This is a genomic window from Pseudomonas viridiflava (assembly GCF_001642795.1).
GTDB lineage: Bacteria > Pseudomonadota > Gammaproteobacteria > Pseudomonadales > Pseudomonadaceae > Aquipseudomonas > Aquipseudomonas viridiflava.
The window spans coordinates 193673-209777 of the sequence record NZ_LKEH01000018.1 but is presented as its reverse complement, the minus strand read 5'-3'; the positions used below and the strand labels follow the sequence as shown (position 1 = coordinate 209777).

The following is a 16105-nucleotide window of genomic DNA, read 5'->3' as shown; positions in this document are numbered from 1 at the left end:
CATTTCAGAGCGTGCGGAACGATCAGTATGCTGACTACCCCTGACGATCATCCAGATCGATGCCCGAGTCCAGCCGCTCGCGCAGGAACTCGATGAAGGCCTGTACCGGCCGGGAAGCCTGGCGATGCTGTGGATACACCGCTGACAGGGTCAGCGGCTCGGGGCGCAGATCGTCCAGTACACGCACCAGGCTGCCGTCACGCAGCGCCGCGCCGACAATGAAGGTCGGCAGGTAGGTAACGCCCAACCCCGCTACCGCCGCATCGCGCAACAACTCGCCATTGTTGACGCGCATCCGCCCGCTGACGCTCAGGCTAAAAGGTTTGCCTGCACCCTGAAAGCGCCATTGCACCTGACGACCATGGCCGTACGGCAGGCAGTCGTGGGCGTGCAGATCCTCGGGTTTTTCCGGCGTGCCGCGCTCGGCCAGATAACCAGGACTGGCGCAGTAGACCCGGTCGATGGTCGCGATTCGCCGGGCGATCAGGCTGGAGTCTTCCAGCACGCCGATGCGCAGCACCAGATCGTAGCCTTCGCTGAGCAGGTCCACCGGGCGGTCGCTCAGGTCCACTTCCACCGATACGTCGCGGTAGCGCTGCAGGAACAGCGGTAACAGGCAGCCCAGATGCGCCACGGCAAACGACAGCGGCGCGCTCAGGCGCAAGGTGCCGCGCGGCTCGCTGTTCTGACCCGTGATGCCCTGCTCCACCTGCTCGACTTCGGCCAGCAGACGCAAGGCCGATTCGTAGTAGCTCTGGCCCAGCGGGGTGACGTCCAGCCGCCGTGTCGAGCGGTTCAGCAGGCGCACGCCCAGCCGTTCTTCCAGTTGCATCAGCCGTCTGCTGACGAACTGCTTGGACAACCCCAGCTTGTCGGAGGCCGCCGTGAAGCTGCCCGACTCCATCACCTGGCAAAAGATACGCATGTCTTCAAAAGGGTTCATTGTCACGACCTGGTTGACAGTTAAACGCTTTATAGCCGCTTTTTCGCATTTCATCACCTGATTAGTCTGTGTCCACAGGGTGAACAGCCCATTCCCAACGTTCTGTGGAGTCATCCCATGTATCAGTCATTGAGCCACCCCCTGCTCTGGAGCGCCCTGCTGCTGTTGGCCGATGTACTGATCTGGCACCTGGCCCCGGTGCGTCAGAGAGTGGCGCAGGTCAGTATCCGTCTGGCGCTATTTCTGGCGTTCAGCACGATCATCATCAATGCCGGGATCAGCCCGTTGCAGGCCCCGTCCTGGCCGGATGACAGCGTGATCCAGCTGGGCGCGACGGCACTGGCGATTCTCTGGTGGGTCTACGCCGCGCGGGTGCTGACCGTGTTGATCGGTCTGGCGTTGATGCACCGCATCGGACACAGCGGACGCCTGTTGCAGGACGTGATCGGCGCGCTGGTGTTCCTGATTGCCGTGGTGGCGGCCGCTGGTTATGTACTGGAGCTGCCGGTCAAGGGCCTGCTGGCAACGTCCGGCGCGATGGCGATCATCGTCGGTCTGGCGCTGCAAAGCACACTCAGCGACGTTTTTTCCGGGATTGTGCTCAACACCACCAAGCCCTATCAAGTGGACGACCTGGTGTCGATCGACGGCGTCGAGGGCAAGGTACTCGACATCGATTGGCGCGCCACGCACTTGCTGACCCACGCTGGCAGCACCGCCGTGGTGCCCAATTCGGTGGCGGCCAAGGCCAAGATCGTCAACCTCAGTCGCCCGACCAACATGCACGGCGTTTCGATCAGCATTCAGGTGCCGACCCACATTCGACCACGCCGGGTGCTCGACGCCCTGGAGCGCACCCTGCAGGGCAGTAGCAGCCTGTTGCTGAGTCCTGCGCCGAAGGCCGTGCTGCATGCGTCGGGAGACAGCATGTCGGAGTACGTGGCCAGTGGTTTCATCGCCGACCTGAGCAAAAAAGGCGAAGTGCGCAACCAGTTGTTCGACCTCGCCCACCGCCACTTGGAAGCGGCCGGAATCGTTCGTCAGCCCGACGCGGTCGTCGAGCCAGCCTCGCGGGCCCGTGCGCTGCTGGAAGAAGTGAAAGTGTTCCGTTCGCTCAGCGAGGAAGAGCGGGATCAACTGGCCCAGCACATGACTGCCCAGCAGTACGCCGCAGGTCAGGTGGTGCTGGACCTGAACGAGGTGCCCGACGGCCTGTTCGTGATCGCCACCGGCGTGATCAGTGCGGCCGTGGTCAATGGCGAGCAACGCGTCGAGGCCGGTCGCATGGGGCCGAGCGAAGTGTTGGGCGAACAGGGTCTGCTGGACGACACGCCGTCCGAAGCCTGCTTCACCGCGCTGACTTCCAGCATCGTCTATCGCATCGACAAGGACATCGCCCGCGCCTGCATGACGCAATCCACCCAGGTGAATACGGCTCTGCACAAACTGCAGGCGGTACGTCAGAAGAACAGCCATTCGATCCTGCTGGCCCGTCCGCCGCAGGTCAGAAAAGGCGGCTTCCTCGGCTGGCTGCAAAGCCGTTGAGATGCCCGTGGCAGAGCTGTCGCGCAATCAGTTAGCCACCACTCGGACAGACTGGAATTAACAACGATTAACTCGTCAGTACGGCTCGCGGAAATCAAGAATAGTGGCCTCTGCGCAAATTCTTGCCCATGGAAAGCTCACCCCACCACGGACATTTGCCATGACCCACTATTCAAGTTATGCCTGCAAGCTTTGCCCTGACGTGCTGAACAGCGAGAAACCTCTCCGCAACAGCGGTGGACTGTCCCCCTGGCGAGAACGTCTGGCCAAGCAGCTGATTCGTGACAACCTGAGTGAGAACATCGAAGTGGCCGAGCTGGCACGGGCCTGTGCCCTGTCGCGCAGTTACTTCTCCCGCGCCTTCAAGTGCAGCACCGGGCTGTCGCCGCAGGAGTGGATCCGCGAGCAGCGTCTGGCCCGAGCCAAATGTCTGATCCAGCACACTGCCATGAGCCTGACCCAGATCAGTCAGGAGTGCGGCTTCTGTGATCAATCGCATTTTTCGCATATCTTCTCCCGCGCCGAGGGCATCAACCCCTTCACGTGGCGCGGACATGCGAGAAATGCAGGCCAGGGTGAAGGGATGTCCGCGTCGTGACCGTCAGCCGTTAAGCTACGCTGCACGCAGACTTCCTCATCCCTCCGAACTGGAAAAGACCGTTGACCGTTCTCACCGAGCAGGCCATGCGTTTCGGCCCTTATCGCATCTATCCGCAACAGCGTCTGGTGCTTGAAGCCGACAGACCGTTGCGGCTGGGCCGGCGCGCCGTGGACATCCTGCTGGTGCTGCTGGAAAACGCCGGAAACGTGGTCAGCAAGCAGCACCTGATAAACCGGGTCTGGCCCAGAACCGTGGTCGAAGACGGCAACCTGCGTGTGCACATGGCTGCCTTGCGCAAAGCGCTGGGCGATGGTCAGGCCGGACAACGCTACATCGTGACAGTCGCGCAACGCGGATACAGCTTTGTCGCACCGTTTACCCTGGAACATAGCGAAAACGCGCCGGATGCCTGGATGAATACCCCGCCCCATCACAACCTGCCCATGCGGCGCGCGCGCATGCTGGGCCGGGAAGCACTGGTCGAACGCCTGATCAGTCAGTTGCAGCAGCACCGATTCATTTCCCTGGTCGGCCCCGGCGGCATCGGCAAGACCACCACCGCCCTGCGCGTTGCCGAACAGTTGATCGACCGTTATCGCGATGGCATCCGCCTGCTCGATCTGGCGCCGCTGACCGACCCTGCGGTGATCGTCCCGCATCTGGCCTCAATGCTGGAGCTGTCGCTGCCCGACGACCAGCCCGTCAATCACATGGCCGCGTATCTGCGTGAGCGACACATGCTGCTGGTGATCGACAACTGCGAGCACATGATCGATGCCATCGCGCAGCTCAGTGAGCGCATCCTGCGCAGCGCGCCGCACGTGCATATCCTGACCACCAGCCGCGAGTCTCTGAGGGCTGAAGGCGAGTTCGTGCAACGGGTGGATGCGCTGGATTGCCCGCCCTCGGACAGCGACCGCACGTCCGCCATGGGCTTTGCGGCCCTGCAACTGTTCGTCGAACGGGCCATGGCCAGTCATGAGCAGTTCGAGCTGACCGATGAAAACCTGCCGCTGGCCATCGAGCTTTGTCAGCGACTGGACGGCATCCCATTGGCCATCGAGCTTGCCGCCGCGCAAGTCGGCAACCTGCGCCTGAGCGGTGTGCTGGAGCATCTGCAGCAGAGTTGTCGGGAACACAGCGACGACCCGTCCGATGCAATGACCCGGCATCAGACGCTGCGCACCACGCTGGACTGGAGCTACCAGATGCTCAGCGCGTGCGAGCAGAACTGTCTGCAACGACTGGGGATCTTCAAGGGCCGCTTCTCGCTGGAGTCGGCCGCCGCGGTGATTACCGATCAGCCAGTGGCAACGTACGAAGTGTTCAACGCCATCACGCAACTGGTGGCCAAATCCCTGCTGAACGTTGAAGTCGGTGATGACGAGGTGTTCTATCACCTGCTCGACACCACGCGTCGTTACGCGCTGGAAAAACTGCGCGTTCACCATGAGCTGCCTGCCACGCAGGAACGACATGCGCGACGTTGTCTGGCCATTATGGAACAGGCGCGGCAGGACTGGGAAAAGGTCTCCACCGCGCAGTGGATCGACCGCTACAGCCGTATCCTCGAAGACATCCGCTCGGCGCTGGCCTGGGGGCTGGACGCCGACGTCCCGCAGATTATCGCCATTCGCCTCGTGGCCCAATCGGCACCGCTCTGGCAGGAGCTGTCACTGCTCAAGGAGCACGGTCATTACGTGCGCAGGGCGCTGATGCTGCTGGACGCTAATCCCCTGCCCTGCCTGGACCTGAAAATGATCCTGAAGCTGGCGCAGGGCAATTTCTCTTACCACACCGTTGGCAGCACGCCGGAAACGGTGGAAGCGTTCAGCACGGCGCAGGTGCTGGCGGAGCAGGCAGGCGATCTGGCGGGTCAGTTGCAGGCGATTTCAGGTCTGGTGGCTGTCAACCTGTGCAGCGGTCATTACCCGCAAACGATCGAGCAGAGCCGCCAGTTCAACCGTCTGGGATTCGACACCAACGAAGCGCTGCGTCTGAGCGCACAACGTCTGCGCGCACTGGCGCTGCATTACAACGGTGACCAGCGGCAGGCCAGGCGAGACGCCGAGCAGGTCATCCAGCACATGGCCCACAACGGTCATTTGAATCGCTTTACGCAAGGCTTCGGCATTCAGTACGACCTGAGCGTTGCGTCCCTGACCTTGCTGGCGCGCATTCTGTGGATGCAGGGTCAGCCTGAGCAGGCGGCACGCACGGCCACTCAGGCATTGGAAATTGCGTTACAGATCAATCACGGCGCGTCCATCTGCTACACCCTGGCTGTGGCCGGTTGCGCCATCGCGCTCTACAACGGCGATATCCAGGTGGCAGGCGAGCGAGTGAAACTGCTGCAGGAACAGGCGCAAAAGCACTCGGTGCTGCTGTTCTATCGCTGGGCGGGCTTGTACGAGCAATTGTTGAGCGAGTCAGCCATGTCAGACGATCAGCCTCAGGGCTCAGGCCTGATTCGGGACATCATGGTCACGCTGCGCCCCGGCCTGGTGGACCTGGCGTTGACGGAGCGGGCTCAGGCAGGGCTGGCAGGCTGGTGCACGGCAGAGATGCTGCGGTGCCGGGCCGAAACGTTGCAGGCGCATGATGAGGGCGGTGCGCAAACGCTGTTGCTCCAGGCTGTGGAGGTGGCACGCTCCCAGCACGCGCTGGCGTGGGAATTGCGCAGTGCGACATCACTGGCGCGCCTGTGGCAGGGCCAGGGCAAGGAGCAGCAGGCCCGGATCCTGCTGGCACCGGTTCATGCCCGCTTCAGTGAAGGATTTGCCACGCCGGACCTGCTGGCGGCACGCGCGCTACTCGACCAGCTGTACTGACTTTGCCAGCAAACGCTGCAAGTTGACGTGACGGGCGTGGCGCGCCGTGAACGTCTGGAGTTCGCCAGCGTCCTCAAGCTTTTCCAGCGCATACAGCCGCGTGGTGTGCGCCAGCCGGTAACGCAAAACCCCAGCGCCGGGCACGTTCCATAGCACCGAATGACGCTCCAGTTGCACGAGCGCATCCCGAACCGACTGTGCCTCCAGCCCGTCACACCCGATGACATCCACTGCGGATTCGCTCGTGAAAGCTTTATCGAAGGTTGCCAGACGACGCAGTGCCGCCTGTTCGCGCTGACTCAGGCGCTGATGACTCCAGTCAAGCGAAGCCCTGAGCGACTGATGACGGGCCACGGCCGTGCGTCGTCCCTGCGTCAGCCATTGAATGCATTGATCCAGACGAGCCTGCAGACCCGCCAATGCAAAGGTATTGACCTGCGCAGCCGCCAGCTCCAGCGCCAAAGGGATGCCATCGAGCTTGCGACAGAGATCACCGATGACGTTCATGTCACAGTCCCGCAAGACCAGACCCTGCTGGCAGGCCTGGGCGCGACTGACGAACAACTGCACCGCCGGATAAGCCAGGCCCTGCTCGACACTGAGTTGCGCAGATGAAGGCGGAACGGCCAACGGCTCCAGTGGGAACAGCGATTCATCGCGCAGGTCCAGCGGTCGTCGGCTGGTGGCGAGAATGGCCAGCTCATCGGACTGCGCCAACAGCGTGCCGAGCCACTGCCGACAGCCTTCGTCGAGGGCTTCGCAGTTGTCGGCAATCAACAGACGACGCCCCTGTGCCAGTTCGCTGGACAGGCTCGACAGGCAAGGTTCGCCGTCCCGCTTCAAGAGTTCGGCCAGACAGCCAGCCAGCATCTGCTCACTGTCCACCACCGAGAAATCGATGACACACACGCCATCCTGATAGCGCGACACTAGACGTTCGGCTACGCGGCAGGCCACGGTCGATTTGCCGATGCCGCCTGACCCCGTCAGCGTGATGAAGCGTTTCGCAGACAATTGTCGAACCAGCCTGCCCACCACATCATCGCGCCCCATGACATGGGTGAGGCGTACCGGCAGGTTGTTGGGGACATGGACGGGCTCGGGTTTTTCAAACGTCGAAGTCTTATGAACCTGTGCCACGAAACGATACCCGCGCTGCGGTAACGTTTCGATATAACGCTGCCCGTCATCGAGCGCGCGGCGCAAGGCTGCAATCTGCACCCGCAGGTTGATCTCTTCAACGAAGGAGTCGGGCCAGACCTGTGCGATCAACGCTTCCTTGTCGATCACTTCACCGGCGTGCCCGATCAGAACCAGCAGGATATCCAGTGCACGCCCACCCAGGCGCAACGGTTCACCGTCGCGCAGGATCTGGCGCTGTCGGACATGAAATACGTAGGGGCCGAACCGCAGAACGTCGTCCGCGTGAGCCGTTTGGGCGTGATTCGATGTGTCTGGCTGGCTGAAACGCCTGGGCTGGCAGTCCATTGCATCACCTTCTGAATAGATCCTATTCATCTTGGCAGGCAATGAAGACGGAACAAGTTTTCCGGGGGGAGTCACACGGTCAATGCGATGCCGGATACGGACACCCGGGCGTTTGGGCCGAAACTAACTGAACTGCTCGCGGTATTGGCTGGGTGTCAGCCCAAGCTTTTCACCGAACAGAAAGCGCATGTGCCGCACGCTGCCAAAGCCGCTTCGGTAAGCCACCGTCTTGAGCGGCAGGTCACTGACTTCCAGCAGGCTTCTGGCGCGATCGATACGGGCGTTCTGCAGAAACTCCATGGGCGTCATCTGCACTTCGCGGGAGAACAGCCGGGCGAAATGCCGGGCGCTCATGTTGGCCATATTGGCCATGCGCTCGACGCTGAATGACTCGTCCAAGTGCTCCAGCACGTAATTCTGCACCCGAGTAACGGCCGTCTCGTTGGTCGCGACAGCGCCCATCAACGGACTGAATTGCGCCTGACCACCCTGGCGCTTCATCAGTACCAGCAATACCTTGGCGACGTCCTGCGCGACTTTCTTGCCGTGATCCTTGGCAACGACTGCCAGCGCCAGGTCGATACCGGCTGTTACACCGCCGGAGGTCAGCAGGTTACGGTCATTGATGTAGATCTGATCGGTCTCGACAATGGCCTTGGGAAAACGCTTGATCAGACGTTCGGTGTAATGCCAGTGAGTCGTCACCCGGTGGCCATCCAGCAGACCTGCCTCGCCGAGAATGAACGCGCCCGTGCAGATCGAGCCGATACAACCCGCCTGCTCCCTGGCGCTCAATAGCCAGTCCACCAGCGGCTGATGTTTATCGTCATAGGCTCCCGGCCCGCCGGGTACCAGCAGCAGATCATGACTGCCAGTAACCTGCTCCAGATGAGCATCGGCCATCACCCGCACACCATTGGATGCCCGGATGGCTCCGTGTTGCGTGCCGACGGTGCTTATCTGGTAGTGCTTTTCCAGAGCCAGATAGCGATTGGCGATGGAAAACACCTCCATGGGGCCTGCCATGTCGAGCAGAAGAAATTCCGGGAACAGGACCATTGCTACGGTTTTCATGAATGAGACGTCACTTGAAAAGAGTAAAGGTCAGGGGCGCATTATGGCGAAGATCGCAGGCGGTGGGGATTATGCGTCGGGATCAGACCCGGGTGATACAGGCGCGCGGGTATACGCCTGAATAACTGTCAACCACAGCGAGACAGTCATTCGTCTTTCAGCTACTTATTGCACCGGCAGATAACCAGTAACCTTCGTCTCACTTGGTCGATACCTGAATCTGCAGCGTCGACATCTGGATGGAGAAACTATCATGCTGACTCTTCGCAAAGCTTCCAACCGTGGCGCAGCTGATCACGGCTGGCTCAAATCCTTTCATACCTTCTCGTTTGCCAGTTATCGCAACCCGAACGAACAGGGTTTCTCCGACCTGCTGGTGATCAACGACGACCGTGTGACCGCTGGCAAAGGCTTCGGACAGCACCCGCACCGCGACATGGAGATTTTCTCCTATGTGCTTGAAGGCGCGCTGGAACACAAGGACACCCTCGGTACCGGCTCGGTGATTCGTCCCGGTGACGTGCAACTGATGAGTGCCGGCAGCGGCGTGGCGCACAGTGAGTTCAACCACTCGCAAACCGAGGGCGTGCACTTTCTGCAGATCTGGATCGTACCGAATGTCAGCGGTGCCACTCCCAAGTATCAGCAAGAGCACTTCACCCCCGAGCAGAAACGCGGTCGCCTGCAGTTGATCATTTCGCCCGACGGCGAAAACGGCGCGCTGAACGTGCGTCAGGATGCTCGCGTGTATGCCGGTCTGTTCGATGGCAGCGAAACCGCCACGCTTGAACTGGCCGCCAACCGTTATGCCTATGTGCACGTTGCACGCGGCAGCGTGGTCCTCAACGGCCAGGCGCTTGGCGAAGGCGATGGTGTGCGTCTGCGTGATGAGCAGGTCATTACCCTGACTCAAGGGGTGGATGCCGAGGTGCTGGTGTTCGACCTGCGGCCCAATGAACTGCCGCAGATGCCTTGATGGCTGAAAGCCCTTCCTCACGAAACCTGCAGAACGCCGTCTCACTGGACGGCGTTTCTGTATGCACCACACTTCAGGCACACAGAGCCTGGGGATACTTGTTACTTTGTTTCACTTGATGCCCTTCCACGCCTGATTCACGCTCCGCACAAAGCGTGTTGGCGTTGCGCCCCGTACCGCTGTCAATTTTCTACTATCAGCCAGAGGACTGACCATGCCTCATGACCATCAACAGGATTGCGTGCTGTTGAAACCCGCTGCGACCTACCAGGGCAAGCAGGGCCTCGATTATCAGGTCGGGATATCAGCCGAAAGCGCTGGCGCACGACATATCCACATGCAACTGCTGACCATCCCGCCCGGCGGCAAAGGCAAGGCGCACAAACATCAGGAGCATGAGACCGCCATCTATGCCTTGAAAGGCGGAACAGGTTGCTGGTACGGCGAAGCGCTCGAGAAACACGCGACGGTGGAGGAAGGCGACTTTTTCTACATTCCCGCAGGCATGCCGCATGTGCCGTACAACCTGAGCAAGGAACATGAAGCCACCGCGCTCATCGCCCGCACCGATCCCAACGAACAGGAAAGCGTGACCCTGATGCCAGAGCTGGATGCATTGCTGGCTGAACGACAGGCTTGAGACCGGGCTTAAAACGCGCATACAAAAACGCCGCTCTGTTGAGCGGCGTTTTTGTGAANCCCTAGGGGACTCGAACCCCTGTTACCGCCGTGAAAGGGCGGTGTCCTAGGCCACTAGACGAAGGGGACACTGCCTGAAACATCATGGTGTATGTTCCAGTTCCAGAACTCATCCGAAGAAGGTTCTGGTTTCACTCAACCCTGCCGTAAAGCAAGGCTGCTTAAAAANCCCTAGGGGACTCGAACCCCTGTTACCGCCGTGAAAGGGCGGTGTCCTAGGCCACTAGACGAAGGGGACACACGTACAACATTCACTACTTATTGCGCTTCGCTGTGTGCTTTACGCTGTAAGTGGCGCGCATTCTATGGATGGTTTGAGGGGGCGTCAACCCCATTCTGAAAATTTATTGAAATCAACGACTTCGACCCTGTTCAGGGCACCGACCGACGGTTTGCAAATGCGCACCTATAATAGAAGCGTTGTGACAAAGTCCGACGGGCACATCTATGCGCAGTAGTGCTTAGCCACTACACTCCCTGCAAAATTACTTGAACAATTGAGGTTTGCGCAGTGACTCCACTCATGATCACGCTGATGGTAATAGCCGGTATCGCTGTGCTGATCGCGATCGGCTATTTGAACCATGTCGCTGAGAACAGCAAACTGGACAAGGCACGGACCAAGGTAGAGCTGAACGATCGCCTGCGTCGATGCGGCGAGATCACCGAAGTGTTTCCGGGCCAACTGATGTCTCCGGCACTCAAGCTGCTGCTGACCCGCCTGGAGCTGAACGTCGTGCAGCGCATGCTGGCGCTGGAAAAGGGCAACGCTCAACTCAAGAGCCGCGTTGCCGAACTTGAAGAGCAGGTTGCCAAGGGCGACCGCATCGAAGTGACCAACCCTGTCACGCCGATCCAGACCGAAGCCAAGGCCAAGGACGTGCGCTTCCTGCTTGAAGCACTGCATGGTCAGGTGACCCGCGCTGCCCACGATGGTTTCCTGCAGACCAGCGAAGCCAAGCACTGGATCCGTGAAATCCGTACGATTCTGGTGAACCTGCATATCGAGTTCTTCAATAATCTCGGTCAGATGGCGCTTTCCCAGGACCAGCCAGGCCAGGCGCGTCTGGCATTCGAACGTGGCGTGCAGTACCTGCGCAACCAGCCGGACCCGGTTACGTATCAGCAGCAGTTGCTGGCGATGGAAAAACAACTGGCCCGCGCCAACTCCATGGTCCTGACCAATACTGCCCCGTCTGCCGACGATGACAACGCACTGACCGAAGGCCTGAAGGCTGACGACACCGAGTCGGAATGGAAGAAGAAAGTCATCTACGATTGATGACTTGGCACCTCTGCCCCTGACACAGCCAGATGCACCTGCAGGCTGCGGGAGGCCCCACCACGAATTCGACGTAGCGCTGTCGCGCATCAAACACGGACTGTGGGAGGCGGCTTGCCGGCGATGGCGTCCTGTCAGTCGCTGACAGGTCGCCTGGGAAGCCGAATCGCCGGCAAGCCGCCTCCCACGAGGGTGAGCGTTCTTCCGGCAGTGACAAGTTGCTTGGTAAGGCAGCGTCTACCGCAACCCACTCAGCAGTCGGTCGCCGCCAGAAAGATCGCCGCCAGACGTTCGATACCCGCCTGATCCACCTCGCTGAAACGCCCCACGCTCGGGCTGTCCAGGTCCAGCACACCCACCAGTTTTCCCTCCTTGATCAACGGCACGACCAGTTCGCTGTTCGAGGCGCTGTCGCAGGCGATATGACCCGCGAAACTGTGCACATCCTCGACCCGCTGAGTCTGCCTGCTCTGCGCCGCTGCGCCGCACACACCACGTCCAAAGGGAATTCGCACGCAGGCGACCTGCCCCTGAAACGGCCCGAGAACCAGCTCTTCGTTGCGATTGAGGTAAAAGCCCGCCCAGTTCAGGTCGTCGATCTGGGTGTACAGAAAAGCGGAAAACTGCGCGGCGTTGGCGATGAAGTCGCGCTCGTCCGCCAGCAGGGCTTCCAGTTGCGCAGCCAGCAGGTTGTAACCGTCCAGGCCTGCGCCCGTGTCGTGCAGATTGATCATGTAGATTGCTCCAGCAATTGAAGGCCCACCCAGTAACGTGCGAACTGGTAGGCACAGCGACCATTTCGATTACCGCGTCCGGTCGCCCAGCGGACCGCGGCCTTGTCCAGATCCTCATCGCGCTGCCAGCTCAGGCCGGATTTCAGCGCCAGTTGAGTGATCCAGTGTTCGACGACATTCAGGTAATGATCCTGCGTGAAGGGATAGAACGACAACCACAGCCCGAAACGGTCGGACAGGGCAATCTTGTCCTCCACCGCCTCGCTCGGATGAAGCTCGCCGTCCACCTGTTGCCAGTTGGCATTGTCGCTCTCCTTTTCAGGCACGAGGTGGCGACGGTTCGAGGTGGCGTAGAGCAGTACGTTGTCCGGTGCCTGCTCCAGCGACCCGTCGAGCACACTCTTGAGCACCCGATAATCACCCTCGCCCGACTCGAACGACAGATCATCACAGAACAACACGAAGCGCTGTGGCAACTTCTGCAGCTGCTCCACGACACGAGGCAAGTCACCCAGGTGATCGCGCTCGATCTCGATCAGACGCAGGCCCAACGCTGCATATTCGGCCAGCAGCGCGCGAATCAGCGAAGACTTGCCCGTGCCGCGTGAACCCCATAACAGCGCATGATTGGCCGGCAGCCCGTCGATGAACTGACGGGTGTTGCGGCCCAGTTGGTCACGCTGCAAATCCACGCCGATCAAGTCGGACAGGCGCATGTCGAGGCTGACTTCAAGCGGCATCAGGTAGCCGCTACGCCCTTCACGCACCCAGCGTGCGGCCAGCGCCTGCGTCCAGTCGACCGGCTCGCGCAGCGCTGGCAACAGAGGCTCCAGACGCGCAAGCACTGCGTCTGCGCGCTCAAGAAATGCATTCATCCGCGAATCCACGGTTTCTCCTCATATTTAACTGACTGATCACCTGCCCCGATCAGCTATGCTTGCCCGGCAACGGGCACCCGAAGTGGCAGTTAGTATTCATGGATATAAGGCTCAACAACAGGCTTTCATTCAAGCAGGCGCGTCTTGCCGTACTGATCGGCTTTGCGCTGGGAACCTTGCTCAGCCTGTTTCAGATCGCAATCGATTATGCCAGCGAAGACGCTTCCATCGATCGCGAAATCAACTCCTTACTGGAAATCATCCAGAACCCTGCCTCGCGCATCGCTTACAACATCGATGCCGAACTGGCCCAGGAACTGACCCTGGGCCTGCTGCGTTCGCCCGCCGTGGTCAGCGCCAGACTGACCGACAACAATAATATGGTGCTGTCCAGCGTCGAACGCCCGATGGCGACCGGTCGCTATCGGGTCCTCAGTGACTGGATGTTCGGCGAGAGCCGCCTGTTCGAGGAAAAGCTGAAACTGGACCACCTGCCGAATGAAACCATCGGCACGCTGTACCTGACCGTCGATACCTTTGCCTTCGGCAGTCACTTCATGCAACGCGCCGAAATCACCCTGCTCAACGGCTTTGTACGCAGCCTGGCGCTGGCCGCCATTCTGACGATTCTGTTCTACGCCACACTCACCAAACCCCTGGTCGGATTGATCCGCGAGCTGAGCAGTCATGACCCGCGCAGTCCGCAGCGCTCAAAGATCACCTGCCCGCCGAATCATGAGCAGGATGAGATCGGCGTACTGGTTGAAACCTTCAACCGCCAGATCGAGACCGTGAGCAGCGAGTTCGCCCGGCGCCGCGAAGCCGAGGATCGTCTCACCGACCACCTGAACCAACTGGAAAGCATCGTCTCGGCCCGTACCAACGAGTTGCGCACCAGCAACATCCGCCTGCGCCAGTCCAACGAGGAACTGCAGATTGCACGCAGCACCGCGCTCGATATGGCGCATGCGCGCTCGGCATTTCTGGCGCACATGAGCCATGAAATCCGCACGCCACTCAACGGCCTGCTCGGCATGCTCGCACTGTCGCTGGACGGCCCGCTGACGGCCGAGCAGCGTCAGCAACTGTTGATTGCCCACGACTCGGGCAAGGCGCTGGTGGAACTGCTCAACGATATTCTCGACATGTCCAAATTCAATGCCGGGCATCTGGAGATTGAACGCATCCCGTTCGACCTGGGCCTGCTGGTCGAGGACACCGCCAACCTGCTGTCTCAGAACGCAGCGCCCAGCGTCGAACTGACGTGCCTGATTGGGCCGGATTTCCCGGCCATGGTTTCCGGCGACCCGACCAGAGTCAGGCAAATCGTCAGCAACCTGCTGTCCAACGCGCTCAAGTTCACCCGCTTCGGGCGAGTCGATGTGCGACTCAGCCATTCCATCGATCCGCAGACCCGGGAGAACCGGGTAAAGATCGAGGTACGCGACACGGGGATCGGCATCGCGCAGGAAGCCCAGACGCGAATCTTTCAGCCGTTCACCCAGGCAGAGGCCGCCATCACCCGGCAATATGGCGGCACCGGGCTCGGACTGTCGCTCGCCCACAGCCTGTGTCAGGCCATGAACGGCACCCTGACCTTTCAGTCCAGGTCGGGCTTTGGCAGCCAGTTCTGCGCAGAGCTGCCGCTGCCCGTGCACATCGAGGCCATATCCCCCGCCCGGCTCAAGGGCCGGGTGATGGTGATCAGTTCCGCAGGTAGCGGTCTGGTGGAGCTGCTAGGCAATCTGCTGCCGACCTGGGGCGTGGACGTGGAGCGACGCAGCATTGATGACCGCGCCCAGCCACTGGAACTTGATACCCGCCCCGATCTGGTGATCACCGACTGCCCTGAATGCCTGTTCGCCATTCGACCTGCGACGCCCGCACCCATTTTGCTGGTGACCGCTTACGGCAATTTCATGCCCGGCGAACAGGTGAGCGCCTTGGCACCCCTTCAGCAACAGGCCCGGCCACTGGCCAGAAATGCGCTCTACCACACGCTACGCCGCGTGCTGGCTCATGAAGAAAACAGCGTGAAAACCAATGCACTGCTGGAGCCGACCACACAACGTCCGGCGCGCATCCTGCTCGTGGAAGACAATCCGGTGAATCAACTGGTGGCCAAGGGGATACTCGCCAAACTGGGCTGCCACGTGGTGGTCAGCAGTCACGGCGGCGAGGCGCTGGAGGAACTGGAGCACAACGATTTCGATCTGGTGCTGATGGATTGCAACATGCCGGTCATGAACGGCTATGAGGCCAGTCGGCAGATACGAGCCAGCGGTCGCTGGCCCAACCTACCCATCGTCGCCCTCACCGCCAACGCCATGCCCGACGAACGCGAGCGCTGCAAGGCCGCCGGGATGAGCGATTATCTGGCCAAGCCCTTCAGACGCGCCGAGCTGGTGAGCATTCTGGACCAGTGGATTCCGATCACCGAACAGGCTGATCAGAACGTTTAGCGCAACAGCGCTTCGATTTCGCCGGTCAGCTCTTCAGGCTTGGTCAGCGGCGCAAAACGTTTGACCAGCTTGCCGTCCTTGCCGATCAGAAACTTGGTGAAGTTCCACTTGATGCGCTCCGATCCCAGCAGTCCCGGCGCCTGCTTCTTGAGCTGCACGAACAGCGGATGCGCCTGATCGCCATTGACGTCGATCTTTTTGAACAGCGGGAAGCTAACGCCGTAGTTGAGTTCGCAGAATCCGGAAATGGCGCCCTCGTCTCCCGGCTCCTGCTTGCCGAACTGATTGCAGGGAAAACCGAGCACGACCAGACCCTGATCCTTGTAATCGTGCCAGAGCTTTTCCAGGCCTTTGTACTGCGGCGTGAAACCGCATTTGCTGGCGGTATTGACCACCAGCACGGCCTTGCCGGCAAAATCAGCGAGGGTTTTCTGCTCACCCTTGATGGTGGTGCACGGGATGCTCAGCAGGTTTTCGCTCATGACAGTGCCTCAGGCTAATAGGGATCGCGATATGACCCATGACGTTAGCGTGCAAACGAGCGGCGCGCACTTCAATTTCCGACGCTGATCAAACCCGATAAGCGCAGCGG

The 16105-nt window shown here is 60.5% G+C and carries 13 protein-coding genes; 7 read left to right on the top strand and 6 right to left on the bottom strand.

Features of this window, described 5'->3' with window-relative positions; all coding sequences use genetic code 11:
- Window positions 1-34 precede the first annotated feature (34 nt).
- Window positions 35-943: a LysR family transcriptional regulator gene (locus AO065_RS04750; protein WP_004884267.1), complete on the bottom strand. Its 909-nt coding sequence runs from the start codon at window positions 941-943 to the stop codon at window positions 35-37.
- A 117-nt stretch (window positions 944-1060) separates the two neighbouring features.
- On the opposite strand from AO065_RS04750, the gene AO065_RS04745 reads away from it, so the two are divergent.
- From AO065_RS04745 to AO065_RS04735, 3 genes are all read left to right on the top strand, one after another.
- On the top strand, window positions 1061-2488 hold the full coding sequence (locus AO065_RS04745; protein ID WP_004884266.1) for a mechanosensitive ion channel family protein: 1428 nt from the start codon (window positions 1061-1063) through the stop codon (window positions 2486-2488).
- Between the two features lie 160 nt (window positions 2489-2648).
- Window positions 2649-3086, top strand: coding sequence for a helix-turn-helix domain-containing protein (locus AO065_RS04740; RefSeq protein ID WP_004884264.1), 438 nt, complete (start codon window positions 2649-2651; stop codon window positions 3084-3086).
- A gap of 62 nt (window positions 3087-3148) precedes the next feature.
- A complete protein-coding gene (locus AO065_RS04735; RefSeq protein ID WP_004884262.1) occupies window positions 3149-5920 on the top strand; it encodes an ATP-binding protein in 2772 nt (923 codons plus the stop codon).
- Here AO065_RS04735 and AO065_RS04730 read toward each other — a convergent pair.
- Window positions 5900-7408: an ATP-binding protein gene (locus AO065_RS04730; protein WP_004884260.1), complete on the bottom strand. Its 1509-nt coding sequence runs from the start codon at window positions 7406-7408 to the stop codon at window positions 5900-5902. The genes AO065_RS04735 and AO065_RS04730 overlap by 21 nt on opposite strands.
- Window positions 7409-7531: 123 nt before the next feature.
- Window positions 7532-8482 carry a GlxA family transcriptional regulator gene (locus tag AO065_RS04725; protein ID WP_032651663.1) on the bottom strand — a complete coding sequence of 317 codons (951 nt, stop codon included), beginning with the start codon at window positions 8480-8482 and terminating at the stop codon, window positions 7532-7534.
- A 253-nt stretch (window positions 8483-8735) separates the two neighbouring features.
- On the opposite strand from AO065_RS04725, the gene AO065_RS04720 reads away from it, so the two are divergent.
- The 3 genes from AO065_RS04720 (at window position 8736) to AO065_RS04700 (ending at window position 11439) form a co-directional block, all read left to right on the top strand.
- Entirely contained in the window at window positions 8736-9458 is a 723-nt protein-coding gene (locus AO065_RS04720; protein ID WP_004884256.1) for a pirin family protein, read from the top strand.
- 214 nt (window positions 9459-9672) lie between these two features.
- Window positions 9673-10098 carry a cupin domain-containing protein gene (locus tag AO065_RS04715; protein ID WP_004884254.1) on the top strand — a complete coding sequence of 142 codons (426 nt, stop codon included), beginning with the start codon at window positions 9673-9675 and terminating at the stop codon, window positions 10096-10098.
- A 582-nt stretch (window positions 10099-10680) separates the two neighbouring features.
- Window positions 10681-11439: a hypothetical protein gene (locus tag AO065_RS04700; protein WP_080597961.1), complete on the top strand. Its 759-nt coding sequence runs from the start codon at window positions 10681-10683 to the stop codon at window positions 11437-11439.
- A gap of 251 nt (window positions 11440-11690) precedes the next feature.
- Here AO065_RS04700 and AO065_RS04695 read toward each other — a convergent pair whose 3' ends face one another.
- Together AO065_RS04695 and AO065_RS04690 are read right to left on the bottom strand one after the other, a co-directional pair.
- Window positions 11691-12173, bottom strand: a complete 483-nt coding sequence (locus AO065_RS04695) for a GAF domain-containing protein (protein WP_004884250.1) — start codon at window positions 12171-12173, stop codon at window positions 11691-11693.
- On the bottom strand, window positions 12170-13060 hold the full coding sequence (locus AO065_RS04690; protein ID WP_004884248.1) for an ATP-binding protein: 891 nt from the start codon (window positions 13058-13060) through the stop codon (window positions 12170-12172). The genes AO065_RS04695 and AO065_RS04690 overlap by 4 nt, the downstream gene beginning before the upstream one ends.
- A gap of 89 nt (window positions 13061-13149) precedes the next feature.
- Between AO065_RS04690 and AO065_RS04685 the strand changes: the two genes are divergently transcribed.
- A complete protein-coding gene (locus AO065_RS04685; RefSeq protein WP_004884246.1) occupies window positions 13150-15513 on the top strand; it encodes a hybrid sensor histidine kinase/response regulator in 2364 nt (787 codons plus the stop codon).
- Here AO065_RS04685 and AO065_RS04680 read toward each other — a convergent pair.
- The gene (locus AO065_RS04680) at window positions 15510-15995 is read right to left on the bottom strand and encodes a glutathione peroxidase (RefSeq protein ID WP_004884244.1); all 486 of its coding nucleotides are present in this window, start codon (window positions 15993-15995) and stop codon (window positions 15510-15512) included. The genes AO065_RS04685 and AO065_RS04680 overlap by 4 nt on opposite strands.
- Between the last annotated feature and the right edge of the window lie 110 nt (window positions 15996-16105).